Source organism: Paenibacillus massiliensis subsp. panacisoli DSM 21345 (assembly GCF_000426545.1).
Taxonomy (GTDB): Bacteria; Bacillota; Bacilli; order Paenibacillales; family Paenibacillaceae; genus Paenibacillus; species Paenibacillus panacisoli.
This window is the reverse complement of sequence record NZ_AUFO01000033.1, coordinates 1-24,580: the sequence shown is the minus strand read 5'-3', so window position 1 is coordinate 24,580 and position 24,580 is coordinate 1. Positions and strand designations below refer to the sequence as shown.

The window sequence follows — 24,580 nt, the reverse complement described above, 5'->3', positions numbered from 1 at the left end:
CCCTGCTATTGATTGGCCAGTATGAAATCGATGACCTTCTGTGTATTTTGATATAGGAACTCACCGTCATATTCCCACAGATTAAGCTCACTGGTCGGACGCTGCTCAGTCAGGTTAATGTCCGTCCGGGTAGACCATGAGCCGAGCACGTTATAAGGACGGAAGCCCTCAGCCTTGCCGTCTGCTTCCCCGGCCATCCAGCGAATCAGCAGCTTGGCTGCGCTTGTGTGGCTTGCCTGATCAGCAACGTACAGGTAAGACGTGCCTGCTACCGACATTTTAGGAGCGGTGTCATAAATAAACTGCATCTTGAAGCCTTTGTCGACGATGTTGCGTGATTTGCTTGACGTGGATACGCCCAATGGAGGGTCCTGTTGGCCTGGCGTACCGACTGCTGTTACTACGTCATCGCTGGATTTGACGAATACAGGATCATTCGCAAGCAGACGCTTGATGAATTCGTACCCGGCATTTTCGGTGCCGTCCAGCACAATTTCCTCGCCGTATTTTTCCTTGTAGGCCGCCGCCATGTCGTCGCTGTTCGCAACCATAGTTACGAGCAGATCCATCGTATCCGCCGAGAGCATCGGATCATCAACGACAACCTTACCTCTCCAGCGCTCATCGGTCAGATCCCACCAGTTGTTGACAGGCGCCTGATCATATACCTCGGTGTTATAGAAAATAGTTCGCGTCGAGAAGTAGAATGGCAATCCAGGGGAGGATTCGAAGCCAGGGGCCAGCTTGCTGACAATGTCTTCAGGCATGTAGGCGTGCAGTGCACCTTCAGCTACGAGCTCCTGCGACACCGTGCCTCCAGCGTCCTTGATAAACACGACGTCTGCGTTATACAGGCCTGCCTGCTGCTCACGAACCAGCTTTTCGATCATTTCGTTGGTGGACATATCGTAGGCCTCAACCTCAATGCCAGGGTACTCCGCTTCGAAGCTTGCTTTGACATCCTTAATGCGGCTGGATTGCGAATAGACCGTTACCTTGCCTTCCAGCTTGGCTTTTTCATATAGCTTCTCAGTGGTCTCTGTCAGATCCAATCCAGCTTGCTCCAGCCAGCTATTGGCTGCAGCTGGCGCATCTGCTCCGGATGGCGAAGCAGAAGGAGATGCCGTCTGGGAGGTAGATGCTCCACATGCAGTCAGAGCAAGCGAAAGAATGAGCGTACAGGTTATGCCTGTCAGGCGGAGATTCTTTTTCATGAAATATTAAAGCCTCCTAAGTTATGATGTTGACCTCAGTATAGGAAGCTTTTATTAAACGAGGATTATCGCAACGTTAATTGATGTAAAAATTATTTCATTTATTATAAATTGAATGTTTTATTACAAAATGTTGTTTTGCGAAGAAAAATACAGCACCAAAAAAAGACGAGCCCATCGCTTATGCTGAGGGTCCGTCTTTGGGCTCGTTACTATGACTGTTGTTCAGTGGCCTACGCACCGAAAGGTTGGAGAAACAGGCTACTCACTCTTGGCAATCTTGGAAGGGTTGTTGATCTTGTAAGGCACAGGGTACTTGGCCAGCTTCTTCTTAATGATCTTGGCCTCAAAGGTAAGCACATCTCCCTCCGCCAGCTCGTGCTTCTTCATCGTAGCACTATGGCTGGACCAAGCCTCGCCCACCTCAAGCAGCTCCGGCTCCAGAATGCTTACCTGCTCATAAATGATAACCTCATCATCATTATCCGAGAAATGATTGGGAACTGTGGTGAATTCTTTAACGATAGCGCTCATTTTCACCTTGCCCTCAGGCAGCTCCAGCTTGGGTGCTTTTGCCTTTCCGCCCTTGGCCTTAGGCTGAGCCGGGGCCGTAGATGCCGCCTTGCTCTCAGGTGCAATATATTCCTCGACGAGTCCGTCAGGATCTCCCTTAAAGCCTGTATACTCGTGACTGTCTGCTGCTTGTCCAGCGTCTTGGTCCTGCTCAACGCTCAATTCGTCGCTGTAATCACCTTCTGCATCGGCTGGCTGATCGTCTATGGTTAATCCGGATTCGCTCTCTACGTCGTCTCCAGCGCTCTTGTCCTGAACGGATGCTTTGGACACAGGATCGGTCTCCATGGCTTGCTCGCCCTTTAGCGCGGTGTTCTTGACACCGAAGCTGGCGGCCTGCATCTCCTTCAGATAGGAGGGATGGATCGTATGCTTCTCTCCATTGTCGAACTGAATGACTGCGGTTACGTGATCGGTATATCCTACCAGCTCGCAGGTGATGTTCAGTCCATTCCCTTTATAATAGAAGGTCTTCAACTTGGTGGCCTTATCCGATACCAGCCCCCAGGCTCTGCACTGCTCCAGTAGCTCATCTTCGTTGGTAAAGCTTATATAATGCTCAGGCTCGATTCTGAATGCGTAAGTCATACTCCAGGTTCCGCCCTTTCTGATCTTGTCTCGTGCTATTAGTGTAGCATAGTTAGGCATTGTCTTCATCTTGGAAGGAGCAAATAAGAAGAAGCAAACGATCCCGAGACGAAGAAGTAGAAAAGCTTTGCCCATTCCAAGTACGCCCGTTATACTAGGAGGAGTTAATTGCATACATGGAACTGGGTGCTCCATCTACAAGGATGGTTGCTTAAAAGGGAAGTCCGGTGCAATACCGGCGCGGTCCCGCCACTGTAACAGAGAAGTCGCAGCAAATGCCACTGGGTGATCCCCGGGAAGGTAGCTGTATGGACGATGATTCTGGAGCCAGGAGACCTGCCCGTTCAACAACACAGCAATGCCTACGGAAGATAGGAAGGTGTTACAGGAGTCCGATTTTCACCGAAAATCTGTCTATTTGGAGCGACTTTTTTCCGTTTTTTACACGGGAGAGGTCGCTCTTTTTGCTATGTGCGTAGCCTGCTCCATGAGGATGAAAGTATGCATCCTACTTCGTAATACAGTATTTCAGACCAACAGAACTGCAGAACTGCTTATTTTAGCTGCTTATTCATATCAGGAGAGGACGGCGAAAGGCGTGGGCCGATATATTGTACAAAGATTGCTCCAACTGGTCGGCGTGCTGCTGGGGATTTCCTTCCTGACCTTCCTGCTTACTTATCTGTCGCCGGGCGATCCTGCAAGGCTGATGCTGATGTCTACGGGAGTCACCCCTTCGGAGGAACTAGTCGCACAGGTGCGGACAGAGCTGGGGCTGGATCAGCCTTTTCTTGCCCGCTATGGCTACTGGGTCCTGCGGGCGCTGACTGGTGATTTTGGCATGTCCTATACATATGGACGTCCAGTGACGGACGTTCTGCTGTCCAGAATGCCTGCTACGTTAGAGCTGGCTGGTGCTGCTCTACTACTGGTGGTGCTGATTTCATTTCCGCTTGGGATGACAGCCGCGATGCAGCCTAACCGTGCGAAGGACTATCTCATTCGGGTCTTTTCTTTTGCAGGGCTGTCGATGCCTAGCTTCTGGCTGGGATTACTTCTCATGCTGCTCTTTGCAGTCAAGCTGCAGATTCTCCCGGTCGTGGGCAGGACAGGAGTCCGCAGTGTGATCCTCCCGGCCTGTACGCTGGCCGTACCGTTGATAGCGCAATATAGCAGACAGATACGTACAGTGCTGCTGGAGGAGATGTCTCAGGATTATGTAACTGGGGCCAGAGCCCGTGGGATACAGGAGAGGACAGTCATGCTGCGGTATGTTCTGCCGAATGCGTTGCTTCCGATCATGACGCTGCTTGGGATGTCCACGGGCGCTTTACTGGGCGGCGCTGCGATTATTGAGAGTGTATTTGTATGGCCGGGTGTGGGGCAATTGGCACTGGAAGCGATTATTGCACGCGATTACCCCTTGATTCAAGGCTATGTGGTCTGGATGGCTGTCATGTACGTGGCGATTAATCTGTTCGTAGATATCTGGGCACATGTTAGAGATCCGCGCCTCAGACTTGGGGAGGATGTCTAGATGAGCATGTTGACACAACTGCTAATACGGCTATGGATGCAGCATCGACTATTCTCTGTCTGGTTAGGCGTGGCTGGTCTATGGCTGCTACTCGCCATCCTCGCGCCTTTACTGGCACCACATGATCCCTATGCCACGGATTTCACGAGGGTGCTGCAGCCGCCAGACAAGCAATACCCCTTTGGAACGGATCAACTCGGACGCTGTGTGTTGTCTCGGGTGCTGTATGGGGCAAGGACCTCACTACTTATGACCTTTGTGTTAGTTACAGTGGTAGCTGCAATCGGGATGACGGTAGGTATCCTGGCAGGTTATGCAGGCAAATGGCTGGATACGGTGCTTATGCGACTTGCGGACACGCTTATGGCCTTTCCGGGCATTATCTTCGCCATTGCCGTTGCGGGAATGCTTGGTCCAGGTCTGCTTCATACCGTAGTGGCACTGGCTGTCGTGTGGTGGGCCAAGTATGCCCGTATGGTGCGAAGTATGGTACTTCAGCACAAGCAAAAGGAGTACGTTACGGCGGCTGCACTCGGTGGAGCACGTCCCGCCCGAATTCTGCTGAGATATATTCTGCCCAATGTACTGCCACCTTTAGTCGTAATGGCGATGATGGATATCGGTGGTATGCTGCTGTCCATCGCGGGCTTGTCCTTCCTGGGTCTCGGTGCACAGCCGCCAGAGCCGGAATGGGGGGCGCTCCTAAGCGAGGGACGAAGATATATGCAGACAGCTGCTTGGCTGCTGATGTATCCGGGGCTTGCCATTTTTTGCACCGTGATGATCTTTAATCTGCTGGGAGATAGCTTGCGTGATGTACTCGACCCCAGACATAGACGCTAAACAAGGAGGAGATATCGTGAATTGGTGGAACGAATTTTGGAATAGGCTGCAATATAAACATGTGACGGTGTGGCTGGTGATGCTGCTACTGCTGTCTGCCTGTGGAGGGGGAGCAACAGGGAATTCCGGTGGAGGGGCTGGGGGCTCACAAGGAGCAGGAACGACAACAGACTCTGTAGTTACTGGAAATGAAGGGTCTGCAGGTGGTCACTTGAATGTGGCCTTGTTCTGGCTGGGAACAAATCTTGATCCGGCCGAGGAATGGAACGGCTGGACGCTGACGCGTGCCGCTATTGGCGAGACACTCGTACAATTCGATGAGAAGATGCAGATGGTTCCCAAGCTGGCAGACCGCTGGGAACGTCAGGATGACAAGACGTGGCTGTTTCATATTCGAGAAGGGGTGACCTTCCACAACGGTAATCCCGTGACGGCCGAGGCGGTGCAGCATTCGCTCGAACGCTCCCTTTCGCTGAATCCGCGCGGCAAGGCCACGCTCCCGATAGCTTCCATGAGCTCAGAAGGGCAGAATCTTACGATTCGGACCAGTGAACCCTATGCTTCTTTGTTGGGCAATATTGCTGAGCCTTTATTTGTCATTGTGGACACGACAGCGGACATGGCTGCTTTTGCGAACAAGCCTGTAGCCACGGGTCCATACATGGTCACTTCCTATACACCGGAGCAAAAGATCGAGACGCAACGCTATGAAGGCTATTGGGGCGGTGCAGCCGAGGTAGGGAGCATTACGTTCAAGTACATCGCTGATGACAATACAAGAGCGATGGCTCTGCAATCCGGAGAGATTGATGTAGCGAGTAATGTAGGCCGCAGTCAGCTGCCACTCTTCCAGGATAGCTCCCGTTACAAGATTGATGAGATCCCAGGATTACGTACTCAATTTGTCTGGTTCAACTACAATAATCCGGCACTGAGTGATCTTGCCGTTCGCCAAGCGATCTCCTACGGCATTGACCGAGAGATGTATGCCAGCACGCTGGTAGGGGGGCAGGCAGCCAGGGGACCGTTCACTTCGGCGCTTCCGTTCGGCTACGACAAGATAACAGGCTATACCTATGACCCCGAACAGTCCAAAAAGCTACTGAGCCAAGCGGGCTATGAAGACCGCGATGGTGACGGCATCCGTGAGAAGAATGGGCAGAAGCTCGCCCTCCGCTTGATTCTGAATGCTTCCTATGAATCGGATTCCATTGTGGCAGAGGCCATGCAATCCCAGCTTAAGGAGCTTGGTGTTGCTCTGGAGCTGACTTCTTATGAGGATTTGACGGATGCACAGAAGAGTGGCAACTTCGATCTGGCGCTGACTAGTATCAATACGGGAATTACTGGTGACCCACAGTATATTCTGGACTTCTACTTCAAGACAGGGGCCGAGTGGAATATCGGCGGTTACAGTAATCCTGAGCTGGATACATTAATCAACAGCCTGTCCTCGGAATTTGAGACGGAACAGCGCTACGAGATTGCAGCCAAGGCACAGCAATTGATTATGAATGATGCGCCTTATCTGTTCGTGACCTATACACCAATCAACATTGTGAGCAAGAGCTCTGTCGCAGGAGCAACCATGTACCCGATTGATTTTTACCTGCTTGATCGCCATATTCGGCTGGGACAGCAATGATCAAATTTCCCACCTACAGTATACAGAGTCAGAGTGAAGGAGTGGATAGCTTACTGCTGCAAGTAGAGCATTTGAGCGTCAGCTATACTGCTAATGATCGGCCAGCGCTGCATGACGTGAGCCTGTCGGTGAAGCCCGGCGAGGTTGTAGCCTTGGTCGGTGAGAGTGGCAGTGGCAAGTCCACCTTACTGCGGGCCGTAATTGGCCTGCTGGGAGCTGGTGGTCGGATTACAGCTGGAGGCATTATGCTGGAGGGCCGTTCGCTCACCGCTCTGGGTACACGCGATTGGGGGAGTGTTCGTGGGCGGCAGATTGGTATGGTATTTCAGGATAGTGGGGCTTACTTGAACCCTCTTCGCAGAATGGAAAGTCAATATATCGAGGCGATTCGAAGTCATTTACCATTATCAAGATGTGAGGCTTACCAGCTAGCTCTACAGCATTTGCAGGATATTGGACTGAAGGATCCGGAACGGGTTATGAAGGCATACCCGAACCAGCTAAGTGGAGGTATGAAGCAGCGCGCGGCCATTGCGATGGTTATGACACTGCAGCCGAAGCTACTGTTGGCAGATGAACCGACCAGTGCACTAGATGTGCTGGCACAAGCCAAGGTGCTGAAGCAGCTCAGGATGCTGCGTGACCACGAGCAGACAGGGATGATTCTCGTTACTCATCATATGGCGATTGCAGCTTCTATTGCTGATAAAGTGGGAATTATGAAGGAGGGAACCCTCCTGGAATGGGGCAGCACCTCACAAGTGCTTCAAGAGCCGCGTAATCCATATACTCGCGAGCTACTGGCGGCTGTACCGGAGCTACGGATATCGGAATGGGATACACTACGTGAGCCGCACCCACGTGATTCGGAAGTTCGCCCAGCAGAGACACAACCCAAGGAAAATGCCAAGGAAATAAAGGGGGATGAACATGCTTGAATTGCAGCAGGTAACCAAGAGCTATCATCTCCCTGATGGGAAAAATGTTCCTGCCTTACAGGCAATCAATCTGGTGCTGCAGCGAGGGGAATGGCTCGGAATTGTCGGAGAGAGCGGTAGCGGCAAGAGCACGCTAGCACGCTGTATCACTCACCTGGAATCGGTGAACTCTGGTCGCATTCTGTATCGACAGCAGGATGTCACAAGTATACAGGGTGAGGCGCTGCGACAGCATTACAGACAGATTCAGCTCGTATTTCAGGAGCCAGGCTCCGTATTCCATCCCCGGATGCGAATTGGCGAGTTCCTGTCGGAGCCGCTGCGTAACTATAAGCTAGTGCCAAGACAACAAATGGCATCTGAGGTCGGCCGGCAACTGGAGCGTGTGGGGCTTTCCCCTGCTATGGCTGGCAGGTACCCTCATGAGTTGAGTGGAGGCCAGCTGCAGCGCGTGATGATTGCCCGGGCAATTAGCATTCAGCCACAGGTGATCGTCTTCGACGAGCCTACCTCGGCTCTGGACGTATCCAGCCAGCGACAGATTCTGGAGCTACTGTCCACCCTGCGTCAGGAGACGGGTGTGGGTGCCATTTTTATATCGCATGATCTGGCGGTCGTACAGCAGGTTTGTGAGCGGATTGCAGTTATGCAGGAAGGACAGATCGTGGATGTAGTGACCGACAGTCGTCAGCTCATTCCATCCGAGCTTCATCCTTATACACGCAAGCTGATTGAGGCTGTACCCACTATTCACACAGCAATGAGGGGCAGTCAGTAGACTGAAAATGTAGTCAACATGTCAATTAGTACCATCAACATACCAATCATCGAAGTTAGTAGGTCGATCAACACGTCAATCAACACTGCTAACATGCCTATCCTGCTTCTAATACGCTAGAAGGCGTCATTACGCTATGCCGAATATTTTGTTCAACAATATTCGACATCATGATTGACATTCGACTTTATCCGACTATAATAAAGATATAAATTACACGGACTGTTACTGGGCGAACCAGGCATGACCGAATTCGATTGCTTAACTGTAATCGCTTTCGGTCATTTTTTGTTTAGACGTGCCAATCGCCTGGCATCCTAGTAAATACAGGGCTAGACGTTTTTCACAGCAGGGGGGTGAGCATCGTGAAGGTCATTAAAAAGGTAAACAATAACGTAGCTATCGCCATTAATGACAAGCAAGAAGAAGTATTCGTGGTCGGCAAGGGAGTTGGCTTCCTGAAGACGCCTTATGAGCTGACAGAGACAGATATGGTGGAGAAGATTTTTGTCGCGCCCAAGAACATTCGAATGTACGATCTGCTGAACTCTATTCCTATAGAGGATATTTATTTGGCTGAGGAAATCATCAAGCTAGGTGCACATATTCTGAGTAAGACGTTCCATCCGAATCTGTTACTGACACTGTCCGATCATATCAGCTTTTCGCTAGTGCGTGCCCGTGAAGGCGTTACCATTAAGAATCCGCTGGAGTGGGAGGTACGTACACTATATCCTGATGAGACGAGGGTAGGCGAGGCTGCTGTCAGGCTGATTGAGGAGAAGGCTGGGATTACATTGCCGTCTGCGGAGACTACACTCATCGCCCTGCATTTTGTGAACGCTCAGGTCGGGTCCGGTGAGATGAGCGAGACGACCAAGATTACGACCGTCACTGGTGAGATTTTATCGGTGATCAAGTATGCACTCAAAATTGACTTTCAGGAAGACTCCATTCATTTTATGCGCTTCGCTACCCATATCCGATACTTCATCATGCGACAGATGAGTGGCAAGTCCCTCAAGGACGAGAATGAATCGCTCTTTGAGGTGGTGAAGGAGAAATCTCCGCGCGAGCTGGAGTGTGTAGAGAAAATTGCTGAATTTCTCGATAATAATTACGGCTGGAGATGCTCTAATGATGAGAAGCTGTATCTGACGCTTCATATTCAACGGCTTATGGCCAATTAATATAACATAACTTCATACGGACATTGGACTGTTACTGATTCGATCAGGCATGACCAGGCTTAGAGAAACGACCTTTGTTGTTCTCTTGGCTTGGTCATTTTTTTTACCCAGGAATTTAACGTGAGGAAATAACGGTCATCATGACGTTTTTCATAATTAGCGTGATATTTGCAAATGCAGATATTACCTGCCTTTATCTACTCAATACTAGACTAATGAAGAATAAGGAGATGTGCCGCATGAACAACAGAGATTTGGCTCAGCAGGTACTGGAGCTGGTCGGCGGAGAACGCAACATATCAACCCTGACACACTGCGCTACCCGGCTCAGATTCGTGTTGAAGGATGATAGCAAGGCAGAGCTCAAGAAGCTGGATAGCCTCGAAGGTGTCCTGAAGGCCCAGAATGCTGGAGGACAGGTGCAAGTGGTCGTAGGTGCGAAGGTAGACGCCATCTATAGCGAGATTCAAAAGCTGGTACCAGACGGTCTGGGGACAGCCGAGGAGAGCGGACCTGCTCGTAAACGCAACCCGATTAATGTCGTGCTGGAGACAATTGCGGGGATCTTCACGCCAGTCTTGCCGGCGCTGGTCGGCTGCGGGATGGTAAAATGTGTGGCGACTGTAATCTCAGCTATGGGACTAATGCAAGGCTCCGGCTTCCTGTCGATCGTAAATATGATTGGCGACCTGATCTTCTATTTCCTGCCTTTCTTCTTGGCTGTCAGCGCAGCGAACAGATTCAAGACGAATCCTTATCTGGCAGTAGCCCTCGCAGCTGGCCTGATGCACCCAGTAATTCTGGATGCCGCAGCCAAGATTGCAGAGACGGGCATCAAGACGATAGATTTCCTGGGCATGCCGATTCTGCTCATGAAGTATTCATCCTCAGTCATTCCGATTATCCTGGCTGTATGGATTATGAGCTACATCTATCCTATAGTAGACCGTGTCATTCCGAAGTTCCTCCGCGTGTTGCTCACGCCTATGATCGTATTGTTCATCATGGTGCCGCTTGAATTGGTCGTGCTGGGGCCGATCGGTAACTATGTCGGTACTTGGCTGACTCAGGGCATCGACTATCTGTATGCTACAGTAGGTATTCTTGCGGGTACAATTCTGGGCTTCTTCAAGCCCATCATGGTTATGTTCGGCATGCACTACGCGCTGATGCCGATTCAGGTGCAGCAGGTGGCAAGCATCGGTTCGACTGTATTGCTGCCAGCTTCGCTCGCTGCGAATCTGGGACAGGCGGGTGCAGCCTTCGGCGTATTCTTCCTGACGAAGAGCAAGACGATGAAATCTGCAGCAGGCTCTACCGGCTTCACCGCTTTGTTCGGGATTACGGAGCCAGCGATCTATGGGGTAACGCTTCGATACAAACGTCCGTTTTTTGCAGGCTGTGCGGCAGCGGGTATCGTTGGGGGCTTTTACAGTCTCGTTCATGCGAGTGCCTCTGCCATTGCGCTTCCAGGCGTGCTCGCACTGGGCACCTATGCAGCGGATAGCTACATCTATATTGTAATAGGCTCGATTGGAGCAGTCGTGCTGGGCTTTGTCTTTACATTGCTGGCAGGTATTAAGGAGCCAGAAGAAGGCAAGACCGTGAAGCAGAGCTCAAATCCGACTGGTAATGGAAATAATGAATTCGTAGCTCCTTCTTCAGTAGTAAATGCTTCAACTGTGGCATCAAATGATATGCTGATCGTGAGCCCCATGACTGGCGAGATTCACCCACTCTCGGAGGTGGAGGATCAGGCTTTTGCTCAAGAGCTCATGGGTAAAGGCATTGCAATCGTACCTACAGAAGGCAAGGTGTACGCTCCCTTTGACGGTGTAGTAGAGGCACTGTATCGCACGAAGCATGCTATTGGACTGAAGGCTGCGAACGGTGTTGAGATCCTGGTGCACATCGGAGTAGACACAGTTAGTCTAAAAGGCAAGCACTTCAACGCGCTGGTGGAGCAGGGGCAATCTATCAAGGCGGGCGATCTGCTGGTGGAGTTCGAGCCTGAGAAAATCAAGGCGGAGGGATATAATACGATCACCTCGATTGTTGTTACGAATATGCAGCAGTTCGGTGATGTACTGACCTCTTCAAACGAAGGCCCGATTCGCGAGGGTCAGCCGCTGGTGAAGCTGATTCCTTAACCGTAGGCTCTCCGCTTGCAGCGGCTCAATACACTACATGTAATCTGATCCATGAATAGATAAGCTATACAAATAGAAACTCAACACAAATAGAAATCAACACAAATAGGAGGAGAAACATATGACTGCAACCCAATTTCCCGAAGGCTTCCTGTGGGGAGGAGCGCTGTCAGCCTGTCAGGCCGAAGGAGCCTACGACGTGGATGGCAAGACGCTGACTATTCCAGAGGTAATGCAATTCAACCCCAAGAATGATCGCAAAGTGACCAAGCAACTAAAAATCAACATGGAGATGATCCAGGCTGCTAAGCAGGACCCAGACCCAGGGAAGTATCCCAAGCGTCGCGGTATTGATTTCTACCATACTTTCCGTGAAGACATCGCCCTGTTCGCCGAGATGGGCTTCAAGGTATTCCGTTACTCCATTGCTTGGGCTCGTGTATTCCCGAACGGGGATGATGCTGCCCCGAATGAGAAGGCCCTGCAATTCTACGATCAGGTCATTGATGAGTGCTTGAAGTATGGGATGGAGCCTTTGATTACCATCAGCCATTTCGATACACCTATTGTGCTGATCGAGAAGTTCGGCGGCTGGTATGACCGCAAAGTGATTGAGCTGTACCTGAAGTATTGTGATGTAATCTTCAAGCGCTATAAAGGAAAAGTGAAATACTGGGTAACCTTCAACGAGATCAATATGAGTGTCAAGGCTGGTGCCAAGACGCTTGGTATTCTGGATGAAGGCCAAGCCAACTACGAGGAGATGCTCTTCCAGGGACTGCACCATCAGTTCGTTGCGGCGTCTCAGGCGACCAAGCTGGCTCATGAGGTGGACCCGAGCAATATGATCGGTAGTATGGTGGCCTATTTCACCACCTATCCATACACCTGCAAGCCGGAGGATGCCCTCCAGATGCAAAAGGACGACCAGATGAAGAATCAGTTCTTCCTGGATCTGCTCAACAAGGGCGCGTATCCGTACTACGCCAAGACGTATTTTGCTGAGAAAGGTATTCAGCTCCGCATCGAGGAAGGCGACCTGGAGAGCATCCAAGCGTATACGGCTGACTTCGTAGGCATGTCGTACTACAATTCCATGATCTCCAGCAGCGATACCGAGCAGCTAGAATTGACGGCAGGTAACGTGCACAGCGTATACAAGAATCCGCATCTGCCCGAGAATGAGTGGGGCTGGCAGATTGATCCGGTCGGTCTGCGCTATACACTGAATCTGGTCTATGATCGTTATCAGAAGCCTGTATTCATTCTGGAGAACAGCTCAGGCTTCTATGACAAATTGAATGAAGATGGTACGGTGAATGATCCCTATCGTGTCGACTTCCTGCGCCAGCATATTGAGCAGATGGGGCTTGCTATACAGGATGGCGTGGAGATGATTGGTTACACCATGTGGGGACCGATTGACATGATCAGCTCGACGACCTCGGAGATGAGCAAACGCTATGGATTTATCTACGTCGATCAGGATGACTATGGAAATGGAACCATGAAGCGCTATCGCAAGGATTCCTTCTATTGGTATCAACAGGTCATCAAGACGAACGGCGCTGAGCTGTAAGCGGCATGAAAGCAGGCAACATGAAGCTCTTACAGACGATCCAAAAAATACCTGCTGGTCTGCTGATCATTCCCATGCTGCTGGCAGCGGTGGTGAACACGATCTTCCCCTCTTTCTTCCAGATGGGAGATCCAACAACAGCGCTGTTCACCAACAAAGGGACCATGGTGCTTATTGGCCTGATTCTGTTCATATCCGGTACACAGCTCAGGCTCAATCAGTTGCTTGGAACGCTACAGCGTGCAGGGGTACTATGTCTGACACGGGTGCTGATCAGCTGCCTGGCAGGCTGGGCGTTCGTAGCCTGGTTCGGCATTGAAGGCGTGGCGGGAATCTCGGCAATAGCTTTTATTGCGGTCATTACCAGCTGTAATCCCGGCCTGTACCTGGCACTAATGAATGCGTATGGAGATGATGTAGATCGCGCTGCCTTCGGTATCCTGAATCTGATCGCGGTTCCAGTCATTCCAATTATGATTCTGAATTCTGCCAGCGGAGTGGGAATTGATCTACTGAGTGTGGTTGCAACCTTGCTACCATTCGTACTGGGTATCGTGCTTGGAAATCTAGACACGCACATTCAGCAGATGTTCGCCCCCGGAACGATGTTCATGCTGCCCTTCCTTGGGACGAGCTTTGGTTCGAATATTGATCTGCGCGTAGCATTTGACTCCAGTCTTTCGGGCCTGCTACTGACGCTGCTGTTCCTGATCATCTGCATGCTTCCACTTATTGGCGTGGATCGTTGGGTGCTGCGCCGTCCTGGTACGGCTGCTGCAGCTACTTGCTCGGTAGCAGGGCTATCATTGGTTGTCCCGTCCATGGCTGCTACGCTGAATCCAGCCTATGAGCCCTATGTCGAGTCGGCGATTGCCCAGATCGCCTTCGGCGTGATCTTGACCTCTATTGCCGTGCCATATCTGGTGAAGCTGATGGCCGGAGCAGGTAAAGGCAACCAGCATTGAGGCAGAGCGATATCATTACGTACGAGTCCACATCATATGAATACATGAGGGCGTCTCCTTAAAGTCATGAAGATGACAGGAGGCGCCCTTTGTCTGTGCTCTCATATAGCTATGATTGAGCAAGGTCGTGTGTTTCACAGCAGGTGGAAGCTTAAGGATTGTGAGTGTGCATGAAAGATGCCTATGAATTAGGCTTAGATTACGAAAGACTATCGACTTATTGTCAAAAAACATAACATCATAGTAAGATTGGATGGGACAATTTCCTAAAATTGTAGATTAATCTAGTGAATCAGTATATCATCAGGAGTGATAGAGATGGAAGTCAAAGTAGATGATCTGAGTGGGCCAGAAGTAGCTGCGCTGATTGCGGAGCACCTGGAGGGAATGCATACCGACTCCCCACCAGAAAGCGTACATGCGCTGGGTATGGAAGGGCTCAAGCAGCCTGACATAACCTTTTGGTGTGCTTGGGAGGATGGGGAGCTGCTAGGCTGCGGCGCTCTGAAGGAGCTGAATGCCGAACACGCTGAGCTCAAGTCCATGCGTACGGCCAAGCTGCATTTGCGTAAAGGCGTGGCTAGAAAAATTCTGGAGCATATTCTTCAGGAGGCAAAAGGTCGCGGATATAACCGGATCAGTCTGGAGACGGGCACTCCGGAATCGTTTATGCCGGCTAGAAAGCTGTATGAGGATTTTGGGTTTTCCTACTGTGGTCCCTTTAGCGATTATGAGCTTGATCCCTTCAGCGTGTTTATGACTAAAGAGTTATAGAATTGTAGAGTTATAGAGTTAGGGCATTGCTGTCATTCGCCAAGCCGTGCTACAGATGTACTGCCAAGCATACTGACCTTCCGGGGATACCTATGGAGCGCATGCACATATACTTATCCCCCACCACGAAGGTTATCTCTTCTTCAAGCGATGCTTGGCAGGTGTTTAAGAACACTTTTCGATGAAAAAGACCCCCTACTTCCCTTCGGTGCAGAAATTCACATCATGTTAACCAAAACATCATGCCGATTTAACAGAAGCCGCCTACACTGATGTAGTGCTTATTTCGTAGTGTCGTTTCCTGGTATCAGCACTCACACCTTGACGTTTTTGCTATATCGGTAGTGAGGCGGTAAGGCCACACTCTGTGAGCTAGTGACGCCTACTCAAGTGTCCTGCTCATATGATGTATAAGCTGTATAGCCTGGACAGGCTCCATACAGGCTCAGACATATTGTAAGCGCATGCCAACTACAATGAATGGGAGTTGAATGAATGTACAGCAAGCAATCAAGGCAAGCAAGATTATGGAGACAAGTGAGGGAGGCCAAGGCCATACAACGGTCCTTCCAATGGATGCTTATCTTCATCGTCATGATTACCGGAGCGATCCCGGCGGGACTCTTCGCAGATCGGGCATCGGCTGCTGGTGGCACCCTTACGGTGGATCAGGCTCTTGCGATGACTCCAGATGATTCTACGATATCCATTGAAGGATATGTCGTTGGCTTCTACGCAGGCACAGGCAATGTGAAGCAGACTCAGCCTTATGGCGGGGACACCAATGTAGCTATCGCAGCAAGTCCTGGCGAGACCGATGTAAGCAAGATGATGCCAGTGCAGCTTCCTACAGGCGTACGAAGCGAATTCGGCCTCGTATCTAAGCCTAGTATTTTTCAACAAAAAATTCTGATAAACAACGGAACATTCACCACCTATTTCAGCACCAAGGGAATTCGTTCCATCGGAGCTACAACCTTTGCTGTAGTTGACAGTACACCGGCTAATCAGGTGGCATCCGTGACGGCCTCGCCGCCATCTGGCCCAGTTCCAGTCAATACAGAGGTGTATCTGAGTACAGTTACGAATGATGCCTATATCTATTACAGCACGGAATCAGGTCCTAATGCACAATTCTCACTCTTTAATGGACCGATTACCGTAACAACGGACACGTACATTCAGGCCTACGCAGGCAAGGATGGCTTGGACCCAAGCCCGATTGCAAGCTTCCAGTACACGATTGCAGATACTACTCCAGTAAGTATCACAGACGCGAGAGCCAAGGCTGAGAATGCCCCGGTTGCTGTACGTGGAATTGTAACCTACCGTGAGGTGTCTGGCGGTCAGACGAACTATTATATCCAGGATCAGGGTGCAGGTATCGTCATTCGAGCGAGCGAATCTGCCATTGAAGTCGGCGATCGCATCGAGGCTTACGGCCCCCTGACAATCTTCAATGGTCTGCTTCAGATTGAAGTGAACAAGAGTGGCTTCGCTGGCGGCTATGTGAGTGTCACGGAGCGTGATCAGGATCTGCCGACACCACTTCTGCTAACCTCAACTGACTTTGCTCGCGCGAGCGATGGCAGCAAAGGTCCTGGTGGGCGCTATGAGGGCATGCTAGTAGAGCTTAGTACTACTGACATTGCTCGCAGTAATAGCACAACCTTCTATGGTAAAGACACACACAGTGCGGAAGAGATTACGATCTACGCCAAGAATGCCCCTACAGCTCTTACAGTGGGTAAGACATACGAGCGTATTACTGGTGTAATGACCTATCATACAAGCTATGGTTTGGAATTGCTACCACGGGATGCGTCCGACGTGATCGAACGTCTACTGTCTGTACAAGCCAGTGTTCCGACAGGTGGCATTGTCAAGGGTGGATCCGTTGAACTGACTTCTCCGAAGACAGGCGCTACGATCTATTACACACTGAATGGGGAAGAACCTACCCTGCAATCTACTTTGTATACAGGCCCTATCGTTATTGAGGAAGACGCTACCGTCAAGGCTATTGCTGTTATGAACAGCGACATCAGCAGCACTTATACGTTTACTTATAAGGTCCTTCCATCCCTGGATGGTCTGCGTATCCATGATATTCAGGGCGAATCCCATTCCTCATTATTCAATGGATTTGAGGTAAGGGGTGTAGAAGGGATTGTTACCTCCGTATCCGGTAGCTCCTTCACGATGCAGGAATATCCTGGTCTGGAGGATAACAATGATGCTACCTCTGAAGCGATTCAAGTATATCGTCCATCTCATGGCGTAACCGTGGGAACACCGGTGAAGGTGAGCGGTCAGGTGAAGGAATACGAGCCTGCTGCGAACGAACTGAGCATCACTCAGATTGTAGCTACAGATATTCAGAAGGAGAACACGACGGTACCATTACCTACACCAGTAGTAATAGGAGCAGGTGGGCGGACCTTGCCAAATGTCATTGATTCCGACAGTCTGCAGGTCTTCAATCCAGAGCAGGACGCTATTGATTTCTATGAAAGCCTGGAAAGCATGCGCGTACAAGTGAACCAACCAACGATTGTAGGCCCATACTCCAGTGAGCCAGGACTGGCAGTTGTGGTGGACAATGAGCCAAATAATCCGCTCCGCACACCAGCAGGAGGAGTTATTCTCCGTGGAGACGGCGCAGGTCAATTCGAGAGCTCTCTAAATCCGCAACGGATCTTCATTAACAAGAAGCCGTCTGTGGCTGTGAAGACGGGTGATAAGCTGAATGGTTCTGTCACAGGCGTCTTGACCTATGCCAATGGGAATTTCAAGATTCAGCCAGAGGGTAACCTTCCAGTTGTCATTCCAAGTGATCTAGGCCAGGCTGTTACTACGATTGCCCCAGCTGAAGACAAGCTGACGGTAGCCACGTTCAACGTAGAGAACTTCAGCAAGAAGGATGCAGCCAGAGCACAGAAGATTGCTGCAATTATTGTGAATAATCTCAAGCAGCCAGACATCATAGGTGTCATGGAGGTTCAAGACAACGACGGCGATACGAATAGTGGAAATACAGCGGCGGACCAAAGCTTCCAGACCCTGATCGACGCGATTCGGAATCAGGGCGGCGTTGACTACAGCTATACGGATATTGCCCCAGTGAACAACCTGGATGGAGGGGCACCTGGAGCGAACATCCGGGTAGGCTTCCTGTATAACCCTGAGCGTGTAAGTCTGACAGGCAATGCCGTGAAGGGCGATGCTGCAACACCAGTTGAGGTGAACACAGATGGTACTCTGTCGCTGAATCCGGGACGGATTGCACCTGGTGATGAAGCGTTCGCCAGCTCACGTAAGCCATTGGCTGCGGAGTTCCAGTTCAAGGATGAGCGGGTAGTTGTTATCGCTAACCACTTTAATTCCAAGGGTGGCGATCTGAAGCCATATGGCAGTGTGCAGCCTGTTGTACGGAGCAGTGAGGTGCAGCGTGCGAAGCAGGCGACGATCGTGAATGGCTTCATTAAGCAATTGGTGGACCGCGATCCGAACGTCAGAGTCGTAGCACTGGGTGACTTTAATGATTTCCAATTCTCCAGAACATTGCATCTGCTGAAGGGTCAAGAGCTTACGAATCTGGTAGATCAGCTTCCAGAAGAGAAGCGTTACTCTTATATTTATGACGGTAACTCCCAGACTCTGGATCATATTCTGACCGATCGTAAGACGGCTAAGGCAGCGGCTATTGAGGTTGTACATGTGAATGCGGATTTCGAGCAGGCTCATGGGCGAGTAAGTGACCACGATCCGTTGCTCGCGCAGTTGTCCTTCGAGGATCTTCCGCAGGATGGAGATTACAAGCTGCGTGTGCTTCATACGAACGATACACATGCCCATCTTGACAATGTGCCTCGTCGTATTACAGCGATTAACGAGCATCGCAATGACAACACCTTGCTTGTCGATGCCGGGGATGTATTCTCAGGTACACTGTATTTCAACCTGTTCAATGGATTAGCCGATCTACGCTTCATGAATCTGTCGGGATATGATGCGATGACGTTCGGTAATCATGAGTTCGACAAAGGACCAGCTTTATTGGCAGACTTCATCAAGAAGGCTGAATTCCCGTTTGTGAGCTCGAACATTGATTTTACAGCTGAGCCTAGCTTGTCTGGGCTGTATCGTAACGAGATTGGTCAGCCAGCAGCCAAGGCTACGATCTATCCAGCCATCATCAAGGAGGTTGAAGGCGAGAAGATTGGTATTTTCGGTCTGACGACACCGGATACCGTATCTCTGGCCTCACCTGGTGAGCATCTTGTATTCAAGAATCAAGTAGCAAGCGCCAATGCTACGGTAGATATGCTTAAGCAAGAGGGTGTCAACAAGATTATCGCTGTCTCTCATCTGGGTTACACGGTAGATCTGGAGCTGGCGCAGGCTGTACAAGGCATTGATATTATTGTGGGTGGACATTCTCATACGAAGCTGTCCGAGCCTGTGGTAGTGAATGAGCAAGCCGAGCCGACGTTGATTGTGCAGACAGGTGAATACAATCAATCCCTTGGACAATTGGATGTGACCTTTAATGAAGAGGGCGTATTACAGACATGGGGAGGCTCCTTACTGAACCTGGATCAGAAGGACGGCTCCGGAGCTTACGTCTACAAGGATGACCCGGAAGCAGCTGCCATTCTGTCTGAATATGCTCCTCAGCTTGACGAATTCAAGAAAACGATTGTAGGAAGCTCTGAGGTGTTCCTTGACGGTGAGCGGGGAAGTGTCCGCAAGAAGGAGACCAATCTAGGCAATCTGATGACTGACGGTATGCTGGCTAAAGTCAAAAGCATCGTTCAAGCGAATGATGTGAAAGGCTATGTAGCCATTCAGAATGGCGGAGGTATTCGTGCATCCTTGCCTCAGGGAGACATTACCTTGGGTGGGCTGCTGACCATGATGCCATTCGGCAACAATCTTACAGCGCTCAAGATGACAGGTAAGGAAATTACAGCCGCTCTGGAGAATGGTGTCAGCGGAGTAGAATCTGGAGAAGGACGTTTCCCGCAAGTATCCGGACTCCGCTTCTACTATGACTCGACCAAGAAGGGTGAGAAGATCGACGCTACAACTGGACAAGTGACACAGGTAGGCGAGCGTGTCCGCCGTGTTCAGATCCAAAATGCGAATGGCACGTATAGCAATATTGATCCTAATGCTTTCTATATTGTAGCTACGAATTCTTTCATGGCTGACGGTGGTGACTTCTACCGCTCCATGAAGGCAGCGAAGGCAGATCAGCGTCATTATGAGCTGAACCTTGTCGATTACGAGGTGTTCCTGGAGCAACTAGATCGGGTAGGTGTCGTGAAGCAAGGGGTGGAAGGGCGCATCATTGATCTTAAGGGAGGTCCTCTTCCTGGCGGTGGCTCCAGCAGTGGCGGCTCCGACGATATCGATGGAAATACCCCGGGTGGCAGCTCCGGCGGTGGAGGGGCTCCAACGCCTACTCAACCAACAACACCAGAGCCAACAACACCGGAACAGCCGACAACGCCAGAGGTTCCTGGTGATAACACAACTCCACCAGTCTCTAATGTGAACTTCTCGGATACGGCAAGTCACTGGGCAAGAGAAGCTGTTCAAAAGGCAGTAGCACTTGGAATTGTAAATGGCTATGAAAATGGCGAATTCCGTCCTAATGCAAAAGCAAGCCGTGCAGAATTTGTGGTTATGCTGGCGCGAGCATTAGGGCTTGAGGCTAGCAGCAATAACCTTTCCTTCCAGGATGCCAACAACATTCCGGCCTGGTCCCGTTCATATGTGGCCCAAGCAGTGCAAATGGGCATCATTAGCGGATATGAGGACGGAACCTTCCGCCCAGCCGCGAACATGAACCGGACAGAAATGACAGTAATGCTGGTTAGGGCACTTGGTCTGACGGTGGACCCGGCAGCGAAGCCGACATTCACCGATGCAGGCCGCATCCCAGCATGGGCAGCTCCATATGTAGCTGCTGCGGTAGATGCAGGTCTCGTACAGGGTGCTGGCAACAATCAGTTCAATCCACTGGCAGAAGCTACTCGTGCCGAAGTGGTAACCTTGCTTCTGAACGCCCTTGAGGCGCGTCAAGCACAATAGGCTTAAGGGAGCTCATTTCGTCTAAGGCATAACAACAACAGGATTGCATTCGTAAGCTCACTGCTTGCGAGGCAATCCTGTTTGTTATTTACAAGCTATTACTTGAAAATGAGCTGCTAAGGATCATCCTCCATTAAAGTGCCTTCAACGCATGATCGAGTTGGACGGCTGTATCGAGCGTGGCAGGATTATCCGTCTCCTCTGCATTGTACCAGTACAGAATCAGGACATTCTTGTGTTCGATAGCTGCTGGCTTTTTGATTGGGAGATTGGCGGTCTGTTCGTTGAAGTTGGCTAATCCCTCCTGCCGAGCCTGCTCGGAATCGAAGACATAGATGGTGACGATCTCGTTGTTCTCTGGCTGATCAGCCGAGCCATTGAGCGTATTTCTCTGTGGCTCTACATCATTCAGCACCCAGTCGTTTTCCTGCGAAGCAGCAGTAAGCTCCAGCCCTTGAGCCTGGATGGCTTGTTGGACCTGGTCCAGCGTTAAGATCGCAGCTTGTCCGGTGTTCGTATCCTCAGTTCCGTCAGGAGTGCCTGGCTCTGGTGTTGCCTCATTATCGGGAGTCTGGCCATCGGGCTCAGTTACGACCTCCTGTCCATTTCCTGTGTCCTCCTGTGCGGGTTCTGTACCTGAATTGGAGCATGCAGCTACGAGAAGTAGAGCAGCTACGAGCATAAGACGAGCGAACCATTTCATAAAATATAACCTCCTGAGATATATAGAAATGTTATGTTCTCATTAACCGATTTTTTATCATTCCAAACGTATACCTTAGCACGTGATGTCAAATTGACCGAGGGTAGATAATATTCTATAATCCTTTCATATGAATTTGTTTGAGGGAGGAGAATTCGTTGGAAGACAAGGTATTGTCGAACAGCACGAATCTGGACACCCTGGTTAACATGATTGAATTAGCACTTTCTTTCGAGGACTGGAGCACGATGATTACGCATGCGGATCATCTTGCATCTGTAGCGGGTAAAGCATACCAGCTGCAGCAGCGCTTCCGAAAGGATGGTATACACCCCAAGAGATTGCAGATGAATCAGCCCCTGGTACACTACTATGGCTACAGCCATATGATGAAGGGGGTTGCATACAAGAGGATGGGCGAGTATGGATTGGCGAGAGATTGTATAAGTGCCTTTTCCCGCCTCGATTGGTTCGATGATCCGAAGGAATCGGAGTGCCATATAAGAAAGCGTTTTCGATCTATAGCAAGATTACAGCTGCTGGAGCTTGACCTTCTGTCTGGTCGTATTGATAAGCTTTATGAATATACACAAGTTTTGCTTGAGCACAAGCCAGATATCCTCCCTGGTCTCGTCACCCTAATCCGCATAGCTAACCTACACCATCTGCTCATTGACGACCTGCTGCCTCTTCTGGCACAATCTATTTCATTAATGAATCCTGCCCAAATGCTTAAGCATTTATCGGATTATCATATGTATCTATTAGAGCTCATTAAATATAACGCTTCGCATCATCGGTTTGGACAAGTGGTGGAGCATGTCCTAGAGCTGCTCTCCTCGGCCATTCAGCATAATAGTGGAAATGACTTCAAGAAAAGCGTCGGGCTGTTCGAGCAATATAGAATACATGCCTCGAAGAATCACATTCAGCAGTATCAGGAGCTTGTAGAATCTGCACTTAAGGAAGTGCTGGTATAAATTGGAATGAATCATTGCTCGTCATGGACAACATAAATGTGAATGCTGAGTAAGGGGGTGTCCCAAAAGCCATGAAATGGCTGCTTGGGACACCCTTTGGTTTTAGAGTAGGATATACTTAGGCACTTCGAGAGGACGCTCCGTGAACGGACCGTTGTTCCAATCGCTGTTGTCCCCAGATTTTATTTATTTTCCTAAGCGGTGAAAATCCGGGGACAAAGGCGACCGCTACCGCTTTTCCACAATCAGTCCGTCCTCTCCACTGTTTAAGCGGGAGAATCATTTTCAATTCTTTTAAAAATACAAAAAAAGAAACCATTCTTTGGTAAAATGGAAGTGTCGAGCAACCATTTCAAAGGAGGGTTTCTTTTGTACATTCAATATACCATGGACCAACTTTGCTTGCCAATGGATCTGGAAGAAGATATTCCAGAACACCACCTCGTTCGTGTCGTGAATGCGGCCGTCAATCGGCTGGACGACGCCATTTTTGACGCGGCCTACCCTGGCGGTGGCCGTGACAGCTATCACCCTAAAATGCTTACCAAAGTCATCATTTACGCCTACACTCAGCGTATATATTCCTCCCGCCAAATCGCCAAATCCATCCGGGAGAACATCCTCTTCATGTGGCTCGCCGGACGGCAGCGGCCAGACTTTCGGACCCTTAACCGCTTCCGCTCCGAGCGGATGAAGAGCGTTCTCGAAGCCGTATTTACCGCCGTGCTTCAGTTTCTGGCTGACGAAAAATACGTTTCTTTGGAGCAGTACTTTGTGGACGGAACCAAAATCGAGGCCAATGCTAACCGTTATACGTTTGTGTGGGGCAAAGCCGTCAGCAAACACAAAGCCAAACTGCAGGAAAAGGTACATGCCCTGTTCGCTGACATTGAAGCGGCACAAGAGCAGGAAGACCAAGAGAATCAAGGGAAAGATCTTGCTGAACTCGGCACAGGTTTCGAAGTGAGCAGTGTAAAACTCGAACAAGCCGTGGAAAAGCTTGAAGCTCAGCTTGCCCTAAAACCGAAAGACAAGCCCCTAAAAAAGGCAGTTCGGAGGCTACGGAAGGATTTGCTTCCTCGGCTGCTAAAGTACGAGCAGTACCAAAAGCTGCTTGGTGACCGAAATAGTTTCAGTAAAACAGACTCAGACGCGACGTTTATGCGAATGAAAGAAGACCACATGCGAAATGGCCAGCTGAAACCAGGCTACAATGTACAGATTGGGACCGAAAACCAGTTTATTTTAGCCTACAGTCTACACCAAAGAGCGACCGACACCCGCTGTTTACAACCGCACATGGAAAAAGCAAGGCAGATCCTTGGGAAACTTCCAAAGACCGTAATTGCGGATGCCGGCTACGGCAGCGAAGAAAACTACGCCTACCTGGAAAAGAAAGAGATTCAGGCGGTAGTGAAATATGGCAGCTACCACAAGGAAAAGAGCAAAGCCTGGAAAGCGAATGTCGGAAAGATGGAGAACTGGATGTACAACGAAGCCGAGGATCACTGGATATGCACGGCTGGACAAACGCTGTATTTCCGCAAAGAGAGTAAGGAAATCGTAGAGAGCGGATACGAAATTCGGAAGCGTCATTACCGAAGTCAGAGCTGCGAAGGATGTCCGCTAAAAGAAAGCTGCACGAAGGCAAGGGGAAATCGGGAAGTCGTGGTGAGCTTGGAACGATTACGGTACCAGAAGCAGGCTCGGGAAACGCTGCAAAGCGAGGAAGGATATCTCTTATCCGTACGCCGAATGACGGAGCCAGAAAGCGTATTTGGACAACTGAAGAACAACCGGGGCTTCCGGCGATTTCTGCTTCGCGGCATCGAAAAAGTGACGCTGGAGGTCGGCTGGCTTTCGCTCGCCCATAATCTATTGAAGCAAGCTGTAAATGACCAAAAACGCAGAGCAGCGATTCTCCAATAACGGGAGAATCGCTGCTCTGTTGACGTTTTAAGCTTTTGAGAACACAGAGGGCCTGTCTCCGCCAGTAGAATATCTACTTATGGGACAGCCTC

The 24,580-nt window shown here is 50.2% G+C and carries 16 protein-coding genes and 1 riboswitch; of the genes, 13 read left to right on the top strand and 3 right to left on the bottom strand.

Features of this window, described 5'->3' with window-relative positions; genetic code table 11:
• Nucleotides 1-5 precede the first annotated feature (5 nt).
• Nucleotides 6-1,214 (bottom strand): ABC transporter substrate-binding protein, encoded by a 1,209-nt coding sequence (locus tag K331_RS30040; protein ID WP_036635433.1) that lies wholly within the window; start codon nucleotides 1,212-1,214, stop codon nucleotides 6-8.
• Nucleotides 1,215-1,475: 261 nt separating this feature from the next.
• Nucleotides 1,476-2,375: a hypothetical protein gene (locus K331_RS0120500; RefSeq protein ID WP_028591743.1), complete on the bottom strand. Its 900-nt coding sequence runs from the start codon at nucleotides 2,373-2,375 to the stop codon at nucleotides 1,476-1,478.
• A gap of 166 nt (nucleotides 2,376-2,541) precedes the next feature.
• A riboswitch (cobalamin riboswitch) is annotated at nucleotides 2,542-2,733 on the top strand.
• Between the two features lie 240 nt (nucleotides 2,734-2,973).
• Here K331_RS0120500 and nikB point away from each other — a divergent pair.
• From nikB to K331_RS30025, 11 genes are all read left to right on the top strand, one after another.
• Nucleotides 2,974-3,912 carry a nickel ABC transporter permease gene (nikB, locus tag K331_RS0120495; RefSeq protein WP_028591742.1) on the top strand — a complete coding sequence of 313 codons (939 nt, stop codon included), beginning with the start codon at nucleotides 2,974-2,976 and terminating at the stop codon, nucleotides 3,910-3,912.
• A complete protein-coding gene (gene nikC / locus K331_RS0120490) occupies nucleotides 3,913-4,755 on the top strand; it encodes a nickel transporter permease (protein WP_051289942.1) in 843 nt (280 codons plus the stop codon). It abuts the gene before it with no gap.
• A gap of 16 nt (nucleotides 4,756-4,771) precedes the next feature.
• Complete coding sequence (locus K331_RS0120485) at nucleotides 4,772-6,400, top strand: ABC transporter substrate-binding protein (RefSeq protein WP_028591740.1); 1,629 nt, start codon at nucleotides 4,772-4,774, stop codon at nucleotides 6,398-6,400.
• Complete coding sequence (locus K331_RS30035) at nucleotides 6,397-7,338, top strand: ABC transporter ATP-binding protein (RefSeq protein ID WP_051289941.1); 942 nt, start codon at nucleotides 6,397-6,399, stop codon at nucleotides 7,336-7,338. The genes K331_RS0120485 and K331_RS30035 overlap by 4 nt, the downstream gene beginning before the upstream one ends.
• Nucleotides 7,331-8,116, top strand: a complete 786-nt coding sequence (locus K331_RS30030; protein WP_018885166.1) for an ABC transporter ATP-binding protein — start codon at nucleotides 7,331-7,333, stop codon at nucleotides 8,114-8,116. The genes K331_RS30035 and K331_RS30030 overlap by 8 nt, the downstream gene beginning before the upstream one ends.
• Before the next feature lie 365 nt (nucleotides 8,117-8,481).
• On the top strand, nucleotides 8,482-9,306 hold the full coding sequence (locus K331_RS0120470) for a PRD domain-containing protein (RefSeq protein WP_018885165.1): 825 nt from the start codon (nucleotides 8,482-8,484) through the stop codon (nucleotides 9,304-9,306).
• A 239-nt stretch (nucleotides 9,307-9,545) separates the two neighbouring features.
• On the top strand, nucleotides 9,546-11,456 hold the full coding sequence (locus K331_RS0120465) for a beta-glucoside-specific PTS transporter subunit IIABC (RefSeq protein WP_028591738.1): 1,911 nt from the start codon (nucleotides 9,546-9,548) through the stop codon (nucleotides 11,454-11,456).
• 121 nt (nucleotides 11,457-11,577) lie between these two features.
• Nucleotides 11,578-13,035: a glycoside hydrolase family 1 protein gene (locus K331_RS0120460; RefSeq protein WP_028591737.1), complete on the top strand. Its 1,458-nt coding sequence runs from the start codon at nucleotides 11,578-11,580 to the stop codon at nucleotides 13,033-13,035.
• A gap of 20 nt (nucleotides 13,036-13,055) precedes the next feature.
• Complete coding sequence (locus K331_RS0120455; protein ID WP_028591736.1) at nucleotides 13,056-14,000, top strand: 2-keto-3-deoxygluconate permease; 945 nt, start codon at nucleotides 13,056-13,058, stop codon at nucleotides 13,998-14,000.
• A gap of 318 nt (nucleotides 14,001-14,318) precedes the next feature.
• On the top strand, nucleotides 14,319-14,774 hold the full coding sequence (locus tag K331_RS0120450) for a GNAT family N-acetyltransferase (RefSeq protein ID WP_018885161.1): 456 nt from the start codon (nucleotides 14,319-14,321) through the stop codon (nucleotides 14,772-14,774).
• A 495-nt stretch (nucleotides 14,775-15,269) separates the two neighbouring features.
• Nucleotides 15,270-20,876, top strand: coding sequence for an S-layer homology domain-containing protein (locus K331_RS30025; protein ID WP_051289940.1), 5,607 nt, complete (start codon nucleotides 15,270-15,272; stop codon nucleotides 20,874-20,876).
• A 133-nt stretch (nucleotides 20,877-21,009) separates the two neighbouring features.
• Here K331_RS30025 and K331_RS0120440 read toward each other — a convergent pair whose 3' ends face one another.
• Entirely contained in the window at nucleotides 21,010-21,579 is a 570-nt protein-coding gene (locus K331_RS0120440; RefSeq protein WP_025677335.1) for a hypothetical protein, read from the bottom strand.
• 158 nt (nucleotides 21,580-21,737) lie between these two features.
• On the opposite strand from K331_RS0120440, the gene K331_RS0120435 reads away from it, so the two are divergent.
• Together K331_RS0120435 and K331_RS0120430 are read left to right on the top strand one after the other, a co-directional pair.
• Nucleotides 21,738-22,559 (top strand): hypothetical protein, encoded by an 822-nt coding sequence (locus tag K331_RS0120435; protein ID WP_028591735.1) that lies wholly within the window; start codon nucleotides 21,738-21,740, stop codon nucleotides 22,557-22,559.
• A gap of 369 nt (nucleotides 22,560-22,928) precedes the next feature.
• On the top strand, nucleotides 22,929-24,488 hold the full coding sequence (locus K331_RS0120430) for an IS1182 family transposase (RefSeq protein ID WP_028589927.1): 1,560 nt from the start codon (nucleotides 22,929-22,931) through the stop codon (nucleotides 24,486-24,488).
• The last annotated feature ends 92 nt before the right edge of the window (nucleotides 24,489-24,580 follow it).